At 63.0% G+C, this 21,962-nt stretch carries 20 protein-coding genes and 1 pseudogene; 15 read left to right on the top strand and 6 right to left on the bottom strand.

The window, feature by feature from the left end:
• Positions 1-33: 33 nt before the first annotated feature.
• Both AC50X5_RS16300 and AC50X5_RS16295 read left to right on the top strand, forming a co-directional pair.
• A complete protein-coding gene (locus tag AC50X5_RS16300) occupies positions 34-1,980 on the top strand; it encodes an FAD-binding monooxygenase (RefSeq protein WP_494977120.1) in 1,947 nt (648 codons plus the stop codon).
• Between the two features lie 59 nt (positions 1,981-2,039).
• On the top strand, positions 2,040-3,404 hold the full coding sequence (locus AC50X5_RS16295) for an MFS transporter (protein ID WP_494977119.1): 1,365 nt from the start codon (positions 2,040-2,042) through the stop codon (positions 3,402-3,404).
• Between the two features lie 120 nt (positions 3,405-3,524).
• On the opposite strand, the gene AC50X5_RS16290 is transcribed toward AC50X5_RS16295, so the two are convergent.
• Positions 3,525-4,706 (bottom strand): glycosyltransferase 87 family protein, encoded by a 1,182-nt coding sequence (locus tag AC50X5_RS16290; protein ID WP_494977118.1) that lies wholly within the window; start codon positions 4,704-4,706, stop codon positions 3,525-3,527.
• A 315-nt stretch (positions 4,707-5,021) separates the two neighbouring features.
• Here AC50X5_RS16290 and paaA point away from each other — a divergent pair, with 315 nt between their 5' ends.
• From paaA to AC50X5_RS16250, 8 genes are all read left to right on the top strand, one after another.
• Entirely contained in the window at positions 5,022-6,047 is a 1,026-nt protein-coding gene (gene paaA / locus AC50X5_RS16285; protein ID WP_494977117.1) for a 1,2-phenylacetyl-CoA epoxidase subunit PaaA, read from the top strand.
• 53 nt (positions 6,048-6,100) lie between these two features.
• Positions 6,101-6,514, top strand: a complete 414-nt coding sequence (gene paaB, locus AC50X5_RS16280; protein ID WP_494977145.1) for a 1,2-phenylacetyl-CoA epoxidase subunit PaaB — start codon at positions 6,101-6,103, stop codon at positions 6,512-6,514.
• A 50-nt stretch (positions 6,515-6,564) separates the two neighbouring features.
• A complete protein-coding gene (paaC, locus tag AC50X5_RS16275) occupies positions 6,565-7,473 on the top strand; it encodes a 1,2-phenylacetyl-CoA epoxidase subunit PaaC (RefSeq protein ID WP_494977144.1) in 909 nt (302 codons plus the stop codon).
• Positions 7,473-8,021: a 1,2-phenylacetyl-CoA epoxidase subunit PaaD gene (gene paaD, locus AC50X5_RS16270; RefSeq protein ID WP_494977116.1), complete on the top strand. Its 549-nt coding sequence runs from the start codon at positions 7,473-7,475 to the stop codon at positions 8,019-8,021. The genes paaC and paaD overlap by 1 nt, the downstream gene beginning before the upstream one ends.
• 9 nt (positions 8,022-8,030) lie before the next feature.
• The gene (paaE, locus tag AC50X5_RS16265; RefSeq protein WP_494977115.1) at positions 8,031-9,272 is read left to right on the top strand and encodes a 1,2-phenylacetyl-CoA epoxidase subunit PaaE; all 1,242 of its coding nucleotides are present in this window, start codon (positions 8,031-8,033) and stop codon (positions 9,270-9,272) included.
• Between the two features lie 59 nt (positions 9,273-9,331).
• On the top strand, positions 9,332-10,123 hold the full coding sequence (locus AC50X5_RS16260; protein ID WP_494977114.1) for an enoyl-CoA hydratase/isomerase family protein: 792 nt from the start codon (positions 9,332-9,334) through the stop codon (positions 10,121-10,123).
• Positions 10,124-10,230: 107 nt separating this feature from the next.
• Positions 10,231-10,887, top strand: a complete 657-nt coding sequence (locus AC50X5_RS16255; RefSeq protein ID WP_494977113.1) for a LysE family translocator — start codon at positions 10,231-10,233, stop codon at positions 10,885-10,887.
• A gap of 105 nt (positions 10,888-10,992) precedes the next feature.
• Complete coding sequence (locus AC50X5_RS16250) at positions 10,993-11,550, top strand: YdeI/OmpD-associated family protein (protein ID WP_494977112.1); 558 nt, start codon at positions 10,993-10,995, stop codon at positions 11,548-11,550.
• A gap of 34 nt (positions 11,551-11,584) precedes the next feature.
• On the opposite strand, the gene AC50X5_RS16245 is transcribed toward AC50X5_RS16250, so the two are convergent.
• Positions 11,585-12,442: a prephenate dehydratase gene (locus AC50X5_RS16245; protein WP_494977111.1), complete on the bottom strand. Its 858-nt coding sequence runs from the start codon at positions 12,440-12,442 to the stop codon at positions 11,585-11,587.
• Between the two features lie 192 nt (positions 12,443-12,634).
• Positions 12,635-13,468 (bottom strand): alpha/beta fold hydrolase, encoded by an 834-nt coding sequence (locus AC50X5_RS16240; RefSeq protein WP_494977110.1) that lies wholly within the window; start codon positions 13,466-13,468, stop codon positions 12,635-12,637.
• Positions 13,469-13,563: 95 nt separating this feature from the next.
• Between AC50X5_RS16240 and AC50X5_RS16235 the strand changes: the two genes are divergently transcribed.
• Both AC50X5_RS16235 and AC50X5_RS16230 read left to right on the top strand, forming a co-directional pair.
• Entirely contained in the window at positions 13,564-14,130 is a 567-nt protein-coding gene (locus AC50X5_RS16235; RefSeq protein ID WP_494977109.1) for a TetR/AcrR family transcriptional regulator, read from the top strand.
• 42 nt (positions 14,131-14,172) lie between these two features.
• On the top strand, positions 14,173-15,300 hold the full coding sequence (locus AC50X5_RS16230) for an FAD-dependent oxidoreductase (protein ID WP_494977143.1): 1,128 nt from the start codon (positions 14,173-14,175) through the stop codon (positions 15,298-15,300).
• Here AC50X5_RS16230 and AC50X5_RS16225 read toward each other — a convergent pair.
• A complete protein-coding gene (locus AC50X5_RS16225) occupies positions 15,297-15,923 on the bottom strand; it encodes an AmiS/UreI family transporter (RefSeq protein WP_494977108.1) in 627 nt (208 codons plus the stop codon). The two genes, AC50X5_RS16230 and AC50X5_RS16225, sit on opposite strands and share 4 nt — an antisense overlap.
• Positions 15,924-16,105: 182 nt before the next feature.
• On the opposite strand from AC50X5_RS16225, the pseudogene AC50X5_RS16220 reads away from it, so the two are divergent.
• The 3 genes and pseudogenes from AC50X5_RS16220 to AC50X5_RS16210 form a co-directional block, all read left to right on the top strand.
• Positions 16,106-16,668 (top strand): annotated as a pseudogene (locus AC50X5_RS16220) (dehydrogenase family protein); the annotation flags it as partial.
• A gap of 42 nt (positions 16,669-16,710) precedes the next feature.
• Entirely contained in the window at positions 16,711-17,415 is a 705-nt protein-coding gene (locus tag AC50X5_RS16215; RefSeq protein ID WP_494977142.1) for a TenA family protein, read from the top strand.
• A 167-nt stretch (positions 17,416-17,582) separates the two neighbouring features.
• Complete coding sequence (locus AC50X5_RS16210; RefSeq protein ID WP_494977107.1) at positions 17,583-18,872, top strand: ammonium transporter; 1,290 nt, start codon at positions 17,583-17,585, stop codon at positions 18,870-18,872.
• A 117-nt stretch (positions 18,873-18,989) separates the two neighbouring features.
• Here the strand turns inward: AC50X5_RS16210 and mmsB are convergent, their stop codons facing one another.
• Entirely contained in the window at positions 18,990-20,294 is a 1,305-nt protein-coding gene (mmsB, locus tag AC50X5_RS16205) for a multiple monosaccharide ABC transporter permease (RefSeq protein WP_494977106.1), read from the bottom strand.
• Between the two features lie 5 nt (positions 20,295-20,299).
• Entirely contained in the window at positions 20,300-21,829 is a 1,530-nt protein-coding gene (mmsA, locus tag AC50X5_RS16200; RefSeq protein WP_494977105.1) for a multiple monosaccharide ABC transporter ATP-binding protein, read from the bottom strand.
• Positions 21,830-21,962 lie beyond the last annotated feature (133 nt).

The raw sequence follows: 21,962 nt of genomic DNA, 5'->3' as shown, positions 1-21,962 counted from the left end.
ATGGCATCGCCCACAGTGAAGTGAGGAAGTCCCGTGCAGTTCCACCACCACGGCTACGTATCCGGTGATCCCAGAATTCAGCCCGCAGCGGGTGTCGGCATCAATCGGCCCGAGGAGCTTCCCGACGAGGTTGACGTGCTCATAGTGGGTACCGGACCCGCCGGAATGCTCGCTGCAGCGCAGCTGTCCCGGTTTCCCAACGTCACCACCCGGATCATCGAGAGGCGCGCGGGCCGGCTGGCCATCGGTCAGGCCGACGGTATCCAGGCGCGGAGCGTCGAGACTTTCCAGGCCTTTGGGTTCGCGGAGCGGATCATTGCCGAAGCGTACGCAATCACCGAAATGGCGTTCTGGAAGCCCGACGTCAACAACCGGTCACATATCGTCCGCACAGCCCGCACCCCCGATGATCCATCAGGCATCAGCGAATTTCCACACCTGATCGTCAACCAGGCCCGAGTGCTGGACTACTTCGCCGAGTTCATGGCTAACGCACCTACCAGGATGCGTCCCGACTACGGGTACGAGTTCCTTTCGCTCAGCGTGACGGACGGGGAGGAGTACCCCGTTTCCGTGACTTTGCTCCATACGGCAGGGCCCAGTGAGGGGCAGGAGCGGGTGGTGCGCGCCAAATATGTTGTAGGTGCCGACGGCGCCCGCAGCAAGGTTCGTGCATCCATCGGTTGCACCCTAGCGGGCGACCAGGCCAACCACGCATGGGGCGTCATGGATGCGCTGGCTGTCACCGACTTCCCGGACATCCGGACCAAGTGTGCCATTCAGTCGGGATCAGGCGGCAGTATCCTGCTGATCCCACGCGAGGGCGGACACCTCTTCCGCATGTACGTTGACCTCGGAGAAGTGGACCCCAATAACAAGGGTGCGGTCCGCAACACCACTATCGAAGAAATCATCCACAAAGCCAACGAAATCCTCCACCCCTACACCCTGGACGTACGCAACGTGGCATGGCACAGCGTCTACGAGGTGGGGCATCGGCTCACAGACCGTTTCGACGACGTCCTGCCGGAGGACCGCGGCAAGCGCACCCCTCGGGTTTTCATCACAGGCGACGCCTGCCACACCCACAGCGCCAAAGCCGGACAGGGAATGAACGTGTCCATGCAGGACGGATTCAACATTGCCTGGAAGCTCGGACACGTCCTCGAGGGGCGCAGCCCGGAAAGCCTCCTGTCCACCTACTCCGAGGAGCGCCAGGTTGTTGCCAAAAACCTGATCGACTTCGACAAGCAGTGGTCCACCCTGATGGCCAAGCGGCCCGAAGAGTTCGAGGACCCCACCGAGCTGGAAAACTTCTACGTCAGCACAGCCGAGTTCCCGGCAGGCTTCATGACCCAGTACACACAGTCCCTCGTGGTGGGCAGCGCCGATCATCAGGACCTGGCCACCGGTTTTCCTGTAGGTAAGCGCTTTAAGTCCGCTCCGGTGGTCCGCGTCGCCGACACTAACCCGGTCCATCTTGGCCACCACGCCACAGCGGACGGCCGGTGGCGAATCTATGTGTTCGCTGATTCCGCTCTTCCCGCGAAAAGCCAGGAAGGCTCAGCCCCTTCGGCGACAGAATTGCTGGCTGAGTGGATGGCCTCATCTCCTGAGTCGCCGCTGGCTGCAACCCCTGCAGGAGCTGACCCTGATACCTGGTTCGACGTTAAGGTGATCTACCAGCAGGACCACCACAGCTTCGACTTCACCGACGTGCCGGCAATTTTCAAGCCGCAGGTTGGGCCGTTCAAGCTAACTGATTACGAGAAGGTATACGCCACCAACCCGGCCGCCGACATTTTCGAGCTGCGGGGCCTGGACCGCGGCGGGGTTGTCGTAGTGGTCCGGCCTGACCAGTACGTAGCAAACGTCCTGCCCCTGTCAGCGACGGCGGAGTTGGCCGAGTTCTTTGCGCCTCTGTTGTCGCGCCAAAGCGCGACGGCGGTGTCCTCCCCGGCACTCGCGAAGCGCTCATGAAGCGGTCAGCAAATACGCCGCAATAACTTCTAAGCAACCCAAAAACAACGGAGTTTTTTATGTCGTTTCTTTCTACCGGGCACCCCACTGCCCGCCGCCAGCCCATGAGCAAGGCCGATCGCCGCGTAGTAGCCGGCACCATGGTCGGCACCACCATCGAGTGGTATGACTTCTTCATCTTTGCACAGGCGGCCGGCATCATTTTCGCCAGCCTGTATTTCAAGCCGCTGGACGCGGAAGCTCCGGGACTGGCACAGCTGGTTTCCTGGGCAGCGATCGGGGTCAGCTTCTTTTTCCGGCCCCTGGGCGCAGTCATCGCCGGACGCTTGGGAGACCGGGTGGGACGCAAGGCAATGCTTGTGTTTACCCTGGTGCTGATGGGCGCCTCAACCGCGCTGATCGGGCTCCTTCCCACCTATGCCCAGATTGGCATCTGGGCGCCCGTCCTGCTGATGGTCCTGCGGATCCTGCAGGGCTTCTCGGCCGGAGGGGAATGGGGCGGTGCGGCCCTGATGGCTGTTGAACATGCCCCCAGGAACAAGCGCGGATTCTGGGGTGCCTATCCGCAAATCGGGGTTCCCGTGGGCATGATCCTTGCCACGCTTGTCCTGTTCCTGCTCCGCAGCTCAATGAGCCCCGAGCAGTTTATGGAATGGGGCTGGCGTGTTCCTTTCCTGCTGTCCGTTGCTCTCATCGTCGTAGGCCACTTTATCCGTTCGGCTGTTGCCGAAAGCCCGGTGTTCAAGGAAATGGTGGAACGGAAGAGGGAGTCGGCAACGCCGCTGACACAGTTGCTTCGCACCAATAAAAAGCAGGTGCTCCTGGCCGCACTCATTTTTATTGGCAACAATGCTGCCGGTTACCTGGTGATCGCGTTCCTGTCCTCCTATGCCCAGAAAACGCTCGGCATGGAGGCGTCGCCGGTACTGCTCGCCACACTCCTCGCGTCCTTTGGCTGGCTTGTCTTCACGCTCCTGGGCGGAGCGTTGTCGGACAAAATCGGCAGAGTCCGGACCTTTCAGGCCGGTTACATCCTCATCTTTGCGTGGATGATTCCCATGTTCCTGCTGGTGGACACCGGCAATATCTGGGCTTACGGCGTCGGCATCTTCGTCCTCACTATTGGACTGGGACTGTCCTATGGGCCGATGTCAGCCATGTATGCGGAGATGTTTCCGGCCAGCGTGCGCTACTCGGGCATTGGCATTGGCTACGCCCTGGGTTCGATCCTTGGCGGGGCGTTTGCTGCACTCATCGCCGAAGCCTTGCTGAAGGAGACCGGCTGGTCAGGCTCCATTGCGCTGTACATCATGAGCCTTTGCGTTATCTCCTTCATCGCCGTGAGTCTTGTGAAGGAGACCAGGGGTGCGCTCCTGGGCGCCACGGATTCCGACGTTGAACCGGCGAAACTGCCGGTGCACTAGAAAACAGCTCCCGGTATTACCTGCAGCACCCGCTGTCCCTGCCCGGGGATGGCGGGTGCTGCCAACCTCGGTGTGCTGGGTATCCGCGCGGTCAAGCCCGCCGCGGCATCAGGCACAGACTTACTCCGTGCCTGATCGATGAATGCCCACGGTGCCTTTCGCCATGACATAGAGCCGCCGGACTGACCAGCAAAGCAGCGCCACCAGCAGGCCGTTGCGGATGGTGAGCGCAAGCACTGCAAGCGGATCATTGTTGCTGAGCGGAGTGAACAGCACCGGGAAAACAGCAAGCGTAGCGATGGCGGTAACCATCACCAGGGTCGCCGGAACACGCCATGCGGTCCAATTGTAGGCGAGCCCCACTGCCACTACCGGACCCAGCCACAGGATGAACTGCGGTGAACCTACCTTGTTGAAGACAATGAATGCAGTTGTCAGGGCCAGCGATCCCATGAGGAGCAGTTCGGTCCGGTCTGCGCTCCTGTGCTTGCCATGGCGAAGAACCCGCCACATCAGGCCGGCCACCGTCGCGGCGGCCAGGAGCAGCAGGGGTTGCATGAGAACGGACATAACTTCAGTTCCCGGTCCGTCAACCTGCATGGATCCGATGTCCACGTTCAGGTAGGTCCGCGTTCCTTCGACCCCCAGTGCAGCGAGCCATACCCATGGAGTGCTGAAGGTACTTTCCAATTGCATTCCCCGCTCGCCCTGCAGCGTGAGGAAATTCAGTAGCTTAGGGAGCCAGCCCATCAACACGGCGATTCCTGCAGCTGCCCCCGTCACGGCCACCCCGGCAAGCACCGGCAGCACTTTGTTCCTGCTCACCGCAAACAAGGCAAGCAGCACCGCTGCCGGCCATACTTTGATCCAGGTGCCAATGCTGAGGAGCAGGGCGGCAGTGAAAGGAGCGGATACGCCCAATGTCAGGGCAATAAGAACGATCGGGGCCGTGACCCCATCGATCCGTGAGAATCCTACGAATCCGAGCACCGAAAGGAAAATCAGCCACCACCAGGCTGCCTTGACGGCTTGCAGTTCACGCCCCCAGTTGGTCAACCAGGCTATGGCCAGGCCATTCAGCACGGAAATCAGCAAGACCCATCCAGTAAAAAACAGCTTGGGCCCGGCAAGTCCGGCAATGGCCATTGGGACCACAGCCAGTATGGGATAGACCGATGCGCTGGGACCCCCGCTGGCGTTGTCGCTGCTGAAACCGGAAAGCATCCAGTCACGGTAGACGGCGGTGTCGCCCAAGGCTGCGCCCCGCAGTGCAAAAGTCAGGGAGAAAACGACGAACGCCACATGGATGACCAGATATCCGATGAGGAGGCCGCGGGGGGAGTTCAGGGCCCGTTCCAGGCGTGAAGAAACCGCCCCGGACCGGAGTTTGGAAAATCTGCTGACGCTGGTAATGGGTTACCTCGAAAATGACGGGCTGGACAGATTGACGGGCTGGTTGCACATTCTCGTCAGTTTCTCACGGTCGTCAGAGCGTCCGTACATGCACAAGGGATATGGCGAAGTGGCCCGGGGCTCGCATCGGCCGTTGACCCGGAGGCTTCAGGCACATATCCTGAACGAACGTTCGGTAATAAAGCGCTGTATAGAGGAGTAACGATGGCCACGCAGGACCTACAGTCAGCATCTGCTAAACGGTCCCCGGAAGAGCAGGAAGATTCCGCACGCCTGATGACCGAAGCCCAGGCAAATTTCGACCGCGTCATGGCCGACGATTCCCGGATCGAGCCGCGCGACTGGATGCCTGATGCATACCGTAAAACGTTGCTGCGCCAAATCTCCCAACATGCACACTCGGAAATTATTGGGATGCAGCCGGAGGCGAACTGGATTTCACGTGCCCCCAGCTTGAAACGCAAGGCCATCCTCATGGCCAAGGTCCAGGACGAGGCCGGCCACGGCCTGTACCTCTATTCGGCCGCCGAGACCCTTGGCCAGTCCCGGGACAAGATGATGGCGGACCTCATTGCCGGCAAGGCACGTTATTCCTCTATCTTCAACTACCCGGCGCTCACCTGGGCGGACATGGGTGCCATCGGCTGGCTGGTGGACGGCGCGGCCATCTGCAACCAGGTGCCGCTGTGCCGTGCCTCCTACGGCCCCTATGGCCGCGCCATGGTTCGCATCTGCAAAGAGGAGTCGTTCCACCAACGCCAGGGCTTCGAGATCCTGCTGGAACTGGCCAACGGCACCCCGGAACAGAAGCAGATGGCCCAGGACGCAGTGAACCGCTGGTACGCCCCGTCGCTGATGATGTTCGGACCGCCGGACGACGATTCGCCCAACTCCAAGCAGTCCATGGCCTGGAATATCAAGCGCTTCAGCAATGACGAACTCCGCAGCCGCTTCGTGGGCATGATGGTGGAACAGGTCAGGGTCCTGGGCCTCACCCTTCCGGATGATCACATCCGTTTCAACGAAGACACCAAAAAGTGGGAGCACGGCCCGCTTGACTGGCACGAGTTCAACGAGGTCCTCGCCGGCCGCGGTCCCTGTAACGCCCAGCGCCTGGAGCGCCGGCGGCAAGCGCACGACGACGGCGCGTGGGTCCGTGAAGCGGCAGTTGCCTATGCAGCAAAACAGCGGGCAAAAGACTCAATGTCGACGAGGGATTTCGCAGCATGAGCCTCCATGTCGACACCCCAACCTCGCAAGCTCGGGCGGGGACCCCTGTCGCCATGGCTCCACACGGCAACCCGGAGATGCCCGCTCCGATGCCGGAGCCTGCAGGAAACCCCTCGCCCGTGGCCTCGCCTGCTGAAACCGAAGCGCCCAAGGCGAGCCCGGACGTAGACCAGCCCTCCGCGGACCGCAACGCTTGGGACCTTTGGGAGGTTTTCGTCCGGTCCAGCCGCGGCCTCAGCCACGTCCATGCCGGCTCGCTCCACGCACCGGATGCCGCCATGGCCCTGCGCAATGCCCGCGACCTCTACACCCGGCGCAATGAGGGTGTATCCATCTGGGTTGTCCCGGCCGACGCCATCGCTGCCAGTGATCCGGACTCAAAGGGCGCGTTTTTTGAGTCGCCGCAAGGTAAGGACTACCGGCACGCCACGTACTACACCAAAAGCGAAGGGGTGAAGCACCTGTGATCCCCACCGGCTCCCACAGCCCGCAAGCCGGCAGCGGGTCCCCCGCCGGCGTGGCACCTGCCAGCGCGGGCCACGGCGACATCTCAACCGGCGTGGCAGGCGGTGACTCCAACGCGAGTGCCACCCGCATCACTCCCGGCAACGCCCTCCGTCCCGAAGACATCGCGCTCGAGGTCCGCACCGGCCTGGCCAAACCCACCCAGGACGTGGCGGAGTACGCGCTGCGCCTGGGCGACGACGCCCTGATCCTCGCCCAGCGACTGGGACACTGGATTTCCCGTTCCCCGGAACTGGAAGAAGATGTCGCCCTGGGCAACATCGCCCTGGACCAGCTGGGCCACGCCCGGTCCTTCCTCAGCTACGCCGGCGGTGCTATGGAAGGGGAAGACGGGACCACGAAAACCGAGGACGATCTGGCCTATTTTCGCCGCGAGCACGAGTTCCGCAGTGTTCAGCTCTTCGAGCAGCCTAACGGCGATTTCGCGGTGACCATTGCCCGCCAGTTCATCGTGAGCTACTACCAGTTCGAGCTCTACCGCCGGCTCGCCGGATCCACCAACGCCACGTTGGCTGCCATCGCCGCCAAGGCCGTGAAGGAGGTTGACTACCACCGGGACCACAGCGCCCAGTGGATCCTCCGCCTTGCCGGCGGTACCGAGGAATCCCGCCGTCGGATCATCCACGGCCTGCGGCTCATGTGGCCCTACGTCAACGAACTGTTCCAGGACGATGACCTGACGAACCGGCTCACTGAGACGGGTGACGCCGTCGCGCCTTCAAGCCTGCGCGAGGACTTCCACCGGCTCACCGGCGACGTCCTGGCCGAGGCGGAGCTCGAGGTGCCGGACGTCCCGGCAGCCCCCGGCGGCGGACGGCACGGCAAGCACTCGGAGCACTTGGGTTACATCCTGGCCGAGATGCAGGTGCTGGCCCGCGAGCATCCCGGAGCGAGTTGGTGATGGTCATGGACATCTACGTGTCGGACGTCGAAAGCAAAGCCGCCGCGTCGGAGAAAACGGCGGAGCAACAGGCGTGGGACATCGCTGCCACCGTCTGCGATCCCGAAATTCCCGTGCTCACTATCGCAGACCTGGGCATCCTGCGGCAGGTGGAGCTGGGTCAGGGTGGAAACATCAAGGTCACCATTACCCCCACGTACTCGGGCTGCCCGGCCATGGACGCCATCCGTGATGACCTCAAGACGGCTTTCGCCACCGGGGGTTACGCCGACGTCGAGGTGGATCTGGTGCTCGCCCCCGCCTGGACTACTGACTGGATGACCGAGGCGGGCAAGGCAAAGCTTCAGGAGTACGGCATTGCGCCGCCAACCGGTTTGGCCGCTGCCGCCCGCCACGCCGGGCCCATCCGCCTCCAAATGGCCGTGAAGTGCCCGCAGTGCTCGTCCCTGAAAACGACGGAACTCACCCGTTTTGGTTCCACGTCCTGCAAGGCGCTCTATGTGTGCCAGGACTGCAAGGAACCGTTCGACTACTTCAAAGTGCTGTAAGGAAGCCCCATGCCTGTTGTCCGCCCCACTGACGCAGAGACGGAGCAGGCCCCCGGCCGCCGTCGTCCGTCCTTCCACACCCTTACCGTCAAGGCGGTGCGCCGGCTTACCGAGGACGCCATCGAGGTGGGCTTCCACGTCCCGGCGGAGCTGGCCGGCCATTTCAACTACCTGCCCGGCCAGTACGTGGCGCTGCGCACCAAGCTCGCGGATGAGACCGGCGAGCTGCGCGAGGTCCGCCGCAGCTACTCCATCTGCGCCGAGCCGCGCAGCTTCGAGGACGGCAGCAGCGAGATCCGGGTGGCGGTGAAAAAGGACCTGGGCGGGCTGTTTTCCACCTGGGCAAATGCCGAGCTGAAGGCCGGGGACACGCTGGATGTCATGAGCCCCATGGGCGCGTTCGTGTCCAAGCACGGCCGGGACGGCAAAGCTGTGGAGCAGAACCGCATGAACTCCATGAACAACCCGGAGCAGCTGGCCGGTGATGTAGCCGCCAACGGGGAAGCCACGTTTGTAGCCATCGCCGCCGGCAGCGGCATCACTCCCGTGATTGCCATCGCCCGCACGCTCCTTGCCGCCAACCCGGAATGCCGTTTCGACCTGATTTACGCTAACAAGGCCGCCATGGATGTGATGTTCCTGGAAGAACTCGCGGACCTGAAGGATAAGTACCCGCAGCGGCTGGCCATCCACCACGTGCTGTCCCGCGAGCAGCGGATCGCTCCCTTGCTCAGCGGCAGGATCGACGCCGACAAGCTCCAACAGCTGCTGGGCACTGCCATCCACGCTGAGAATGTGGACGAGTGGTTCTTGTGCGGACCGTTTGAGCTGGTACAGCTGTGCCGTGACACTTTGGCCGAGCGCGGCGTCCAGCCGGAAAACATCCGTTTCGAGCTGTTCACCTCCGGAAAACCCGACCGCCCCGAAGGCAATGCCGGCCGGCCGGTAGCGGTGGACACATCCCAGGACACGTACAAAATCACGTTCAAGCTTGACGGCCTGCAGGGCGAGGTGGCCAGCCCCACCCACGCCCGTGAATCAATCCTCAACGCAGCGCTGCGGGTCCGCCCGGATGTGCCGTTCGCCTGCGCCGGGGGAGTCTGCGGAACGTGCCGCGCCAAGGTTGTCGCCGGGAGCGTCGCCATGGATGAGAATTACGCTCTGGAGCAGGATGAGCTGGATAGAGGCTACGTGTTGACGTGCCAGTCGCATCCCATCACCCCGGAAGTCACCGTCGACTTCGACGTCTAGCGGTGGAATTGTTGGTCGAGCTTGTCGAAGTCCGAGACCCCCAATAAAAAGGAGCCCGAATGATTTCCCTCTCCATTGGCAACGGTGTTGCCGAGGTGGTGCTGGACGCGCCACACAAGCTGAATTCCCTCGACGAGCAGGCGCTGGCTGATTTGTCCCAGGCGTACGACGACGCTGCTGCCGCCGCCTTCCGGGGCGAGGTCCGGGCACTGTTGCTCAGGGGGGAGGGCCGGGCATTCTGCGCCGGCCGGGACATTTCCGGCGTGAGCGCGGACAGTGATGACGCCGCGGCGTACCTTGGCGGGCTGGTGGAACCGTTGCTGAAAAAGATGAGCTCTTTCCCGGCGCCCACCTTCGCGGCGGCACACGGCGCCTGCTTGGGCGTGGGCCTCGGGCTGCTGCTGGCCACGGACGTGGTGTACGTGGCGGATACCGCGAAGTTCGGTTCCCCGTTTGCGAAATTGGGAGCCACGCTGGATTCCGGCGGGCACTGGTACTTTACCGAGCGGCTGGGCATGCACCGGACGCTGGACCTGATCTATACAGCGGAACTGATGAGCGGGGCGGAAGCCGTGGCACAGGGCCTCTTCAGCCGGGCTATGCCGGCACACGAACTTCTGGACTCCACCAGGGACATCGTGGCCAGGGTGGCGGTGGGTGCCACGGGCGCCTTCGCTGCCAGTAAGGAGCTGGTTGCACACATCCGCGACCAGCGCCTGGGCCTCTGGGACGCGATGGCGCAGGAGAATGCCGAACAGGCCAGGTTGTGCGCCACCGAGGACTATGCCGAAGGGTTCCGGGCCTTTCAGGAGAAGCGGGAGCCGGTATTCCGGGGTTCCCACGCTCGCTGATGCCGGGGAGGTCAAGCAGCTGAGCGTCGAGAGCTGCAGAATCAGTGTCAGGCTGGCTGCTTCCGGGAGCTTGCCGTCCGCCGCCTCCTGTCCGGATAATTGCGCTCATGACCCTTGCTTCCCTCGCCGCGTTTGCCGGTCTGTGCGTTGTTCTTGCCCTGACGCCCGGACCGGACACCTTCCTGGTCCTGCGCATCGCGTTGAGCCGGCCAAGCGCTGGGGTGGCTGCTGCTGCGGGTTCTGCGGCGGCCTCGCTGGTGTGGGCTGCCCTGGTAGGTATTGGGTTGGCGGCACTCCTGGAGCAGTCAGCCGAGCTCTTCCGCTGGCTCAAGATTGCCGGCGGCGTGTATCTCCTCTACCTCGGTGTATCGTCCTTCATCCGCTCACGGAAGGCCGCCAAGGCCCTGGCAGCCAGGACCGGTGTGGACGGCAGCGTGCAGGAATCGGCGCTCCTGTACAGCCGGCTGACCGGCTTCGGTGCCGGAACGCTTTCCACCCTGCTCAATCCCAAGGTCGGCCTGTTCTACCTGGCGGTGGTTCCGCAGTTCATCCCCCGCGGCGGCGACACCATGGGCACGGCGCTCCTTCTCGGCGTCATCGTGGCCGTCGTTTCGTTCGCCTACCTCTCGATGGTTTCGCTCGTGGCCTTCAAGGCGATGCGGTGGCTGAAACGCCCCAAGGTGAGTGCCGCCGTCGAGAATTCCAGCAGCGGCATCATCGCGGCACTGGGCCTGGGCGTGGTGGCTTCCGGCGCTACGAGCTGATGGTATTGCCCTGGGGGAGCGGACCCTTGCGGCTTAAACACGCCGCTACGCCCGTGGCACTCCCGCGACACAATGGCAGCATGGAACCGGAAAGGGTTGGCCAGGATGGAAATGCTGAAATTCCGCAATGCCGCGGAGTGGAGGGACTGGCTGGAAGCCAACCAGGCTGAACGGACAGAAGCCTGGCTGCTGATCGGAAAGCGGCACTCGGGAGCGGGGCTGATCGCGATCGAAGATGCGCTCGATGTGGCCCTGTGCCACGGCTGGATCGACGGCCAACGGAAATCCCACAGCGACACTGCCTTCCTGCAGCGGTATTCGCGGCGGCGGGCCAGGAGTGCGTGGTCGCGGATCAATGTGGACAAGGTGGAGGCCCTGATGGCGGCCGGTCTAATGCGGCCTTCGGGTGTGGCAGAAGTCGAAGCGGCTAAGGCGGACGGGCGCTGGGAGGCTGCCTATGAATCCCAGCGAAAGGCCGAGGTGCCGCCGGACCTGGCGGCGGCCCTTGCAGAGGATGCTGTTGCTTACTCTGCCTTCCAAAAGCTGGGACGGACCGGACGCTACGCGGTGATCCTGCTTCTTCTTAAGGCCCGAACCCCGGAATCCCGTGCCGCTATTCTGGACAGGGAAGTAGCCAAGCTGGCAGGACGCGACTCTTCCTGATCCCCGTCGCGGGCCCGGGTGGTTTACGCGGAGCTCAGGCGCCGGCGGCCTGCTGCAGGCGATAATTGGCGGCCGGGTAAACGCCAAGGATCCGAACCTCGGTGGTGAAGAAGGCCAGTTCCTCCAGCGCAAGCTTCAGCGACACATCCTCAGGGTGGCCCTCCACGTCCGCCATGAACATAGTGGCGGCGAATTCATTGCCCACCATGTAGCTCTCCAGCCTGGTCATGTTCACGCCATTGGTGGCAAATCCGCCCAACGCCTTGTACAGCGCGGACGGGACGTTGCGGACGCGGAAAACAAAGCTCGTGACGGCGGGCCCGTCCAGTTCGTCGCGGGCAGGAAGTTCCTTTTCGCGCGCCAGCACCACAAAGCGGGTGGTGTTGCTGGGGTCATCCTCGACGGCGGTAGCCAGGACTTCCAATCCGTACAGCTGGGCCGCCAGGGGCGGAGCGAGGGAGAGTTTGGTGGGGTCGTTCCAGTCCCGTACTTCGCGGGCGGAACCGGCGGTGTCGCCCGCAATAACAGGCTTGAGGCCGTGGGCGCGGATGATCCGGCGGCACTGGCCCAAAGCGTGGATGTGGCTGTGGACTTCGGTGGCCGCCTCGATACTGCTGCCCGGCAGGCCAAGCAGGTCAAAGTGGATGGGCAGGAAGAACTCGCCAACAATCTGCAGTTTGGATTGGGGCAGGAGGATATGGATATCCGCCACCCGGCCTGCGATGGAGTTCTCGATCGGAATCATGGCGAGCTCGGCCTCACCGCTGGACACCAGCTCAAAGGCGTCCTCAAAGCTGGCGCAGGGAACACTCTCCATGTCGGGGAACATTTCCTGGCAGGCAATGTTGGAGTTGGCGCCGGGTTCACCCTGGTACGCGATTTTCTGAGGCATGGACACTATCGTTCCATGTCCTTCCGAACCACCCAATTCAGTCGTCTTGGATGTCGTTGGACGTGCCCGTCCCGGCCCGTGATTGGCTGGCTCCGGCCGGCTCCGGGATTCCCCGGCCTGTCCGCAGAACCCGGCTTTGAAGCCTGGGACCTGCGGACAAGCCTGGGAGTGCCCGTTGGAAGGGACGGACGGCTACTTGGCCAGGAAGGGCAGCAGGATCTGGTTGATCTCCGCGCCGTGTGTCCAGAGCATGCCGTGGGGTGCGTCGTCGATCTCCACATACTCGGCGGAGCGAAGCCGCTTGGCGAACTCGCGTCCGGTGGCGTCGATGGGCAGGATGCGGTCATCCGTGCCGTGGACGATCAGCGCTGGGACCGTGACCTTTTCGATGTCCGCACGGAAGTCCGTTAGCCAGGAGTCAACCACCGCGAAGGAAGCGTACCAGGAGGAGCCGGCAGCCACATTCCAGGCGCTGCGCAGGGCTTCCTCGCTGAGCCGGTTGCCCAGGAAGTTGTCCGTGTTGAAGAAGTCGTTGTAGAAGTTGCTGAACCAGGCGTAGCGGTCCTCGATGGCCGCATCGCGGATGCCGTCAAAGACAGTGGCAGGAACGCCTGTGGGGTTGTCGTCCGTCTGGAGTAGGAACGGCTCCAGGGATGCGAGGAACACTGCCTTAGCAATGCGTGCTTCGCCGTAGGTCCCGATGTAGCGGCCCACCTCGCCGGTGCCCATGGAGAAGCCGACCAGGACTGCGTTTTGAAGGTCCAGGGTTTCCATCACTGTGTTGAGGTCTGCAGCGAAGGTGTCGTAGTCGTAGCCGGTGGTCGGTTTGCTGGACTTGCCGAATCCGCGGCGGTCGTAGGTGATGACCCGGTAGCCGGCCTGCAGGAGAGCCGCCGTCTGCTTCTCCCAGGAGTCGCCGTCGAGGGGGTATCCGTGGATAAGAACCACTGGCTGACCTGAGCCGTGGTCCTCGTAATGCAGTTCAATGTCCGTGGTGTTCTCCGTGCCGACTTTGATGAAACCCATGATCCAGTGTTCCTTTCGTGATGGGAGAACGATCGTTCTCCGTCATATGTAAGAGCGTATAGAACGATCGTTCTCATTGCAAGTAGAATGGTTGCATGGAAGTTTCCGAGATTCGCACCCGCATCGTCGCTACCGCCGACGAGCTCTACAACGCGAAAGGAATCCAGTTCGTCGGTATGGACGAGCTGCGCACGGCGGCCGGTGTCTCCCTCAAAAGGCTGTACCAGGAATTCCCATCAAAGAGCAGCATTGTCATGGCGGTCCTTGAGAGCAGGCATCAGGCCTGGACGGAGGGCCTGGACGCCAAGGTGCGCGAGGCAGCAACACCGCGCGAACGGCTCCTGGCCATCTTTGACTACCTCTCGCAATGGTTCTGCCAGGACTCGTTCCGCGGCTGCGGGTTTATCAACAGTTTCGCGGAACTGGGGGCCGGCAGCCCGGAAGTGGCCGACTACGCGCGTCAGCATAAAGCGTCTTTTCAGGAGTATGTGGGGAAGTTGACCAAGGAGGCCGGTGGGCCGCCGGTGCTTGCCGCGCAGCTGTCCATCCTGGCCGAAGGGGCGCAGACCACCGCTGCCATCGCCGGCAGCCCGGATGCCGCCGGGCAGGCGCGGCAGGCCGCCGAAGTCCTGATCGACGCAGCGCTGAATGCCGCTTCGTAGCTGCCTCTACACCCAACAACAAGGCTTGGATTACCTGTGAAACTGACCGAAACTGCCGACTTTGTGGTGGTGGGCGCAGGCCTGGCCGGCGCCGCTACCGCCTGGCAGCTGGCCTCGCGCGGACTGGACGTCACGCTGGTGGAGCAAGATGTGCCGGCGGGCCGCCATGGAAGTTCGCACGGTTCAGCCCGGATTTTCCGTTATGCCTATGAAGATCATTTTTATGCCGGCGCCGTGGTGGAGGCGAAAGTCATGTGGGATGCCCTGGAGGCGGTCACTGGAGAAAAGTTCATCACTCCCACTGGCGCCGTCGATTACGGTCCCGGCCGCGATCCCGGCCGGCTGGCGGATGTCCTGGCGGGTGCCGGCGTCGAACATTCCCTGCTGGCCGCCGGCGAGGCGCGCAGCCGTTGGCCCGGGATCGCGTTCGATACCGAAGTCCTTTGGCACCCCGGCGCCGGGGTAATTGACGTCGAATCGGCAGTTGAGGCCATGGTCCGGCTGGCCGTTGCGGACGGCGCACGGCTCCAGACTGGCTGGCAAATGGAGCGCATTGAGCGGAACGGAAGCGGGTACCGGCTCACCGCCCGCAACGGTGAAACGCTCGACGCCGGCAACGTGGTGGTCAGTGCCGGTGGCTGGCTGCCGCGGCTGCTGCAGGATCTGGCACTTCCGGCCGGTTTCCTCGCTGCGCTGCCGGAGATCACGGTGCGGCAGGAGCAGGCGTTCCATTTCCGCTACCTGGACCAGGGTGCTGCCCGTTCCTGGCCCACGTTCATCCACGGTTCCGACGGGATAATGGTCTATGGCCTCCCCGGCGGGCGCGACGCCGGATTCGAGGGGCAGAAAGTGGCCGAGTTCAACGGCGGCCCGGTGATCCCGTCCGCCGCGGAACAAACTGGAATGGTGGATCCGGCTAACCGGGAACACGTGGTGGATTATGTACGGCGCTACCTGCCCGGCGTCGACCCCCAGCCCTATGCCGAAACCACATGCCTGTTTACCAGCACCCCTGACGAGGAATTCGTGATTGACCGGGTGGGCGGCATCACTGTGGTTTCCCCATGCTCCGGCCACGGGGCCAAATTTGCGCCGTTGATCGGGCAGTGGGCGGCGGACCTGGCCGGCGGGTCAGGCGGCGTGCCGCCCAGGTTCCGTCCGTCCCGCTAGGACGGCAGGCCGGTCAGTGGCTCCGGAAGGCGCAGTGCGGGTGTTCCGCGCCTGGCCAGTGCGCCCGCCACCAGGAACAGCGCCGCAAGGAACGCCGCCAGGCCCAGGGCAACCTCCGCGCTATAGGGCCACAGCCCGGCGATACCCAGGAAAGCCGGCACCGTTGCGGTGACCTGGCTGGTCACCACCAGGGACCAGCCGGTAAACAGGTTCACGCCCGTCTTTCCCAGGGCCATGGAAACGAAGAAGAGGCCCCACAAGACGGCCCACCCCAGCCATAAGACCGCCAGTACGGGGTCGCTGCCCAGCCATGCGAAGGCCAGCAGTACGCCGAGAACGGCCACCATGCCGCAGAACCAGCCAAGTCCCTTTGAACCCAGCCCCAGGAAGGTGTCCACTCCTACATAGACATACGTCAGGCCGAACAGGAGCATCCCTGCAGCACTGAGCAGAACCTGGGTGCCGCCGTCGTGCGTGGCCACATAGCCGAGGGCGAGTGGGACCTGGATTGCGCCCACCAGTGCGCTCAATGCGCCGGCATCGCGCCGGGGGAGGCGGCCCAACAGGCCCAGCCCGTTGACCAGAAGGGCGGCTCCGGAAAGGAGCAGGCAGAGATAAGGCATGACGACCTCTTTGTAAGCTGACTGACTTGGGGGCGGTTGCGGGAGCGGAATCCGCTAATCTCGATTCCAAGATATGAAAACTTGATACCGTCAAGTGGAATTGTAGTCGGCCTGGGGAGACACTCATGGATGCAGGCCTTGCCGCCGGTGGATTCGCCGATGTGACCGTACGGCTCGGTCATAAACGACTGGCAGAATCGCATGGCCCGCCCTTTGACAGCCAGCGCGTGGTGGGCTCCGGTTCGGGCAACGTGGCCATCATGCAATCGCCAAGGCCCAGGCGCTCGGCGCCGCCGTGGTGGCCTGTTCAGATTCGAGCGGGTATATCGTGGACGTGCCGGCGCCACCGTGGCGCTGCCGTAGGCAACGCAGAACGAGCTCGACGGCGGAGCTGCCGCCGCCCTGATGCGCAGCGGTCTCCTGACAGTTGGCGAAGGCGCGAACATGCCCTGCACCCCTGACGCGGTGGCCGCGTTGCAGGCGGGCGGCGTGCTGTTCGGACCGGGCAAGGCCGCTAATGCCGGCGGCGTGGCCACCTCTGCCCACGAGATGCAGCAGCACGCCAGCCGCGATTCCTGGTCCTTCGAACACACGGAGAACCGGCCAACGGACATCATGGATGGGATCCATGATGCCTGCGCGGCCACTGCCGAAGAGTATGGTGCTCCCGGGGACTACGTCCGGGGGGGCCAATATTGCCGGCTTCGTAAAGGTTGCCGACGCGATGCTGGCCCAGAGCCTGATCTGGCCACCAACGCCAAAAGGGAAACGCCAAAAGAAAAAGGGGATGAAGCGCTTGGGCTTTGCCGAAGATCTGAGAAGCAGGTGTGCCGCGGACTGGGACGCCGCCGTCGGGCATGAATTTGTTGACCTGCTGCTGGACGGACGCCTCCCGGACTCCGTGCTGCGGCACTACCTGGTGCAGGATTACCAGTTCTGTGATGCCTTTGTTGCCCTGCTGGGACAGGCCGTTGCGTCCGCGCCGTCCTTGTCATCCAGGTTGGTCTTCGCCGGAGTCCTGGGGGCCTTCGCCGCCGACGAAAACAGTTATTTCCGGGACTCCTTTCATGAGTTGTCCGTCCCGGAGGCTGACCGGAACGCACCTGAGCTGACGCCGGCAACCCGGGATTTCGATGCCCTGATGCGCCGTGCCCTGGACGTCCGCTCCTACCCGGATGTCCTGGCTGTGCTGCTGGTGGCGGAGTGGCTGTACGGCGACTGGGCAGCACGGGCCGGTGATGAGGAATCCTGGCCTGCGGCCGCGAGGCACCGGGAGTGGATCCGGCTGCACAACAACCCCGGTTACAACGGCTGGGTGACGTGGCTTAGGGAGGAGTTCGACGCCGTCGAGCCCGCGGATGCCGCGACCCGCGAGCGGGTGGCGGAGACCTTCACGGAGGCCGTCCGGCTTGAGCGGGCATTCTTCGACTCGGCAATGGAACGGCCATCCGGTCCACCGGAGACCCGCTACTGGTCCCGTCCCGGGAGTTAAACGTTGATTTAACCCGGCCGAAACCTATTGCAGACTCCCCGTCCTATGGTGGATTTCAGACGGCAACCGCTGCCTCCTTTGCTCCGCGGTTCTAACTCCGCTTCCCGGCTACAGGCAGGTTCTCCGGGTGGTTGCTGCTCTCTCCTCGCATCTAGAAAGGGGTTTCCATGGACTCCGGAAACGTCGCTTGGATCCTGGCAAGCTCAGCACTTGTGTGTATGATGATCCCCGCCCTGGCGCTGTTTTATGGCGGAATGGTGGGTTCGCGCCGCATCCTCAACATGATGATGATGTGCTTCGGTGGAGCCAGCCTGGTGGCTGTCCTCTGGGCGCTCTTTGGGTACTCCCTGGCCTTTGGCAACTCTGTTGGCGGGCTGGGACTGATCGGGGACATTACCGAGTTCCCCGGCATGGGGCAGCTGCTGGCCGCCGACGAGGAATCATCTATCCCGGTGATTCTTTTCGCAGCCTTCCAGCTGTTCTTCGCCTGCGTGACCACGGCCCTGGTGGCCGGAGCCGCCGCCGGCCGGATGAAATTTGGCGCCTGGATGTTGTTCGCGGGCATCTGGGCCACCGTGGTCTACTTCCCGATTGCCCACTGGGTTTTCGCTTTCTCCTCCGAAGACGGCAGTGTTACCGGCGGCTGGATTGCCAGCGGCATTGAGGCTATCGACTTCGCCGGGGGCACGGCAGTACACATGAACGCAGGTGCGGCAGCCCTGGCGTTGGCTCTGGTTCTGGGCCGCAGCTCAGGGTGGCCCACCATGGAGCACACCAAGCCGCACAGCCGCCCGCTGGTCCTGATCGGCGCAGGCCTGCTCTGGGTCGGCTGGTTCGGTTTCAACGCTGGTTCGGCACTGTCCGCAGGCCATTCGGCGTCGGTGGTCTTCCTCAACACCGCAGTCGCCGCCTCCGCAGGCCTGCTCGCCTGGGCCTTGGTGGAACGCCTCCGTCACGGTGCCGCAACCAGCATGGGCGCCGCCTCGGGCCTGATCTCGGCTCTCGTCGCCATTACGCCGGCTTGTGGCGCGGTGAGCCCGCTTGGTGCGCTTGCCATTGGCGCCATTGCCGGCGCCGTCTGCTCCCTGGCCATTGAACTGAAGTTCCGGCTCGGCTATGACGATTCGCTCGACGTCGTTGGCGTCCACCTGGTGGGCGGCATCCTGGGGACGCTGCTGATCGGCTTCTTCGCCACGGACGCGGCTCCCAACGGTGTGAGTGGACTGTTCTATGGCGGCGGATTGGCGCTGCTGGGCGTCCAGGCACTGGCCACGGTCTCGGTCCTGGCGTACTCGTTCGGCGTCACCTGGATCCTGGCCAAGATCCTGGACCGGGCCATGGGCCTTCGCATCCATCCGGAAGACGAGCTCCGCGGCATCGACATCGCGGCGCACTCCGAGTTTGCCTACCTCACCGATGAGGATCCCGTGGAACTGGGGTCTGCGCGCCCGTCATAGCGCGCGTTTATTCGAGCGCATATCCGGACGTCGCGATTACGCGGAACGCCCGGCCGGAAAACATCCGGCCGGGCGTTATGTGTGCTCCCTGCTTGCCGTGCAGGGACTATTTACGGGTCAGGACTTGGCGGACGAACCCGAGGATGCGGCCACCGGCTGTCCGGGCGCCTTGTCCTTGGACGGTGCGCCTTCACCGGCAGCCGGGGGCTTGGTCCGGAACGTGAATGCCTTTCCGATCTTGCTGCTGCCGCCGGTGCGGTTCTTGTTGAAAATGTCGAATCCGACTGCGAGGAGGAGCACCAAACCCTTGATGAGCTGCTGGTAATCCGTACCCAGTCCGAGGATGGACATGCCGTTGTTGAGCACACCCATGATGAGGCCGCCAATCATTGCTCCGGCCACGGTGCCGATGCCGCCCTGGACAGCCGCACCGCCAATGAAGGCTGCTGCGATGGCATCTAGTTCGAACCCTGTGCCACCTGCGGGCTGCGCAGAGTTCAGCCGTGCCGTAAACACCAGCCCCGCCAATGCGCCGAGGATGCCCATGTTGACGAACAGCCGGAAGGTTACCTGCTTGGTCTTGATGCCGGAGAGCTCAGCCGCGTGGAGGTTGCCGCCGATCGCGTAGATGTGGCGGCCGAAGATGCTGTTGTTCATCAGCGCCGAATAAACGATCACCAGGAGGGCCAGGACAATCAGGACAATCGGGGTTCCGCGGTAGCTTGCCAGTAGGAACGTGATGATGAGCATCAGCACGGCGATGAAGCCGTTTTTGACGGCAAACCATGCCATCGGTTCATTTTCCAGGTTGAACTTCCGGCGGACCCGGCGTTCCTTGATGGCCTGGAACAGGATGGCAGCAGTACCGCCGACGCCCAGAATAACTGTCAGCCACTCCAGGACAGATGTTCCACCCGAAATATCGGGCAGGAAACCGCCGCCCAACGCGCGCAGTTCGTCCGGGAAGGGAGTGATCTGCTGGTTCTTGAGGGTGATCAGGGTCAGGCCACGGAAGATCAGCATGCCCGCTAGGGTGACGATGAAGGCCGGGATGCCCACATAGGCGATCCAGTAGCCCTGCCACGCACCTACCAAGGCGCCCATCAACAGGCAGGCGGGGATGGCAATCCACCAGGCCCATCCCCAGTGGACCATCATGACGCCAGAGACAGCGCCGATGAAGCCTGCAACCGAGCCGACGGAGAGGTCGATGTGGCCTGCGATGATGACCATCACCATACCGATGGCCAGAATCAGGATGTAGCTGTTCTGGACCACCAGGTTGCTGACGTTCTGTGGCTGCAGCAGGATGCCGTCAGTCAGTATCTGGAAAAGGATGACGATGAGGATCAGGGCGACGAAGATGCCAACCTGGCGGAGGCGGCTTGTCAGGAAGCCAAGGGATTCTCGTAGGGCGGACATGTTCGCTATTCCTTCTCTTGGGTCATGAAGTGCATGAGGGATTCCTGGGTGGCTTCGGCGATGGGAACTTCGCCCGTGATGTGGCCCGCGGACAGCGTGTAGATCCTGTCGCAAATGCCCAACAGTTCCGGAAGCTCGGAGGAGATCACAATGACGGCTTTCCCCGCGGCGGCGAGTTCGGCAATGATCGTGTAGATCTCAAACTTGGCGCCCACATCAATCCCGCGGGTCGGCTCGTCCAGGATGAGGACATCGGGGTCGGAGAACATCCACTTGCTCAACACCACTTTTTGCTGGTTTCCACCCGAGAGCTTGCCGGTGATGGCAGCAACAGAGGGTGCCTTGATGTTCATGCTCTTCCGGTACTGGTTAGCCACCGTGGTCTCTTTGTTGCTGTCTACCCAGCCGCCTTTGGCCAGCTTGTTCAAAGCTGCCATGGAGATGTTCCGCTTGATGTCCTCAATCAGGTTGAGGCCGTAGTGTTTCCGGTCTTCCGTGGCGTAAGCGATGCCATGGTCGATCGCGTGCGAGACGGTGGAGGTATTGATCTCCTTGCCGTACTTGTAGACCTTGCCGGAGACCTGCCGGCCATAGGTCCGTCCGAACACGCTCATGGCGAGCTCGGTCCGGCCGGCTCCCATGAGCCCGGCAAGGCCTACCACCTCGCCCTTGCGCACGTTGAGGCTGGCGTTATGCACCACCGTGCGGGAGTGGTCCTGGGGATGCTGGACTGTCCAGTCCTCAATGCGCAGGACTTCTTCGCCGATGGCGGGTGTCCGATCCGGATAAAGGCTCTCAAGGTCGCGGCCCACCATGCCGCGGATGATGCGCTCCTGAGTGATCTGCCCCTGATCCAGCCGCAGGGTCTCAATGGATTTGCCGTCGCGGATGATGGTGACGGCGTCTGCTACCTTGCGGATCTCATTGAGTTTGTGGCTGATGATGATGCTGGTGACACCTTGGCCTTTGAGGTGCAGGATGAGATCCAGCAGGTGATCTGAGTCCTCGTCGTTCAGGGCTGCGGTGGGCTCATCGAGAATGAGGAGTTTCACCTCCTTGGAAAGCGCTTTGGCAATCTCCACGAGCTGCTGCTTACCAACGCTGATGTGCTGGATGGGCGTAACGGGGTTCTCGCTGAGTCCCACGCGCGCCAGCAGCTTGGCGGCTTCCAGATTCGTTTTCCGCCAGTCCACCCAGCCGTTTTTCGCCAGCTCGTTGCCGAGGTAGATGTTCTCCGCGATGGACAGATAGGGGCTGAGGGCCAGTTCCTGATGAATGATCACGATCCCGCGCTTCTCGCTGTCCGAGATGCTGGAAAACTGGCAGGGCTCATTCTCAAAGAGGATGTCGCCATCGAAGGTGTTGTGTGCGTAGACGCCGGAGAGCACCTTCATGAGGGTGGACTTCCCGGCACCGTTCTCGCCGCAAATGGCGTGAACCTCACCACGGTTGACGTCCAGTGTGACGTCCTGAAGGGCTTTAACCCCTGGGAAGGTCTTGGTGATTCCTCGCATTTGAAGAATGGGTACGTTCATCGTCAATTCCCGCTGACTGGTTGGAACTTGGCCGGGCCGATTCTTCGACGGGGCTCTTGGGATGGGCTGTGGGGGCGGACCCACCCCCCACGCGGCCAACACCCAAAAAAAACCCCCCCCCCCCCCCTCCCCC

Source organism: Pseudarthrobacter sp. MDT1-40-2 (assembly GCF_059383595.1).
This window is presented reverse-complemented; position numbering and strand designations above follow the sequence as displayed.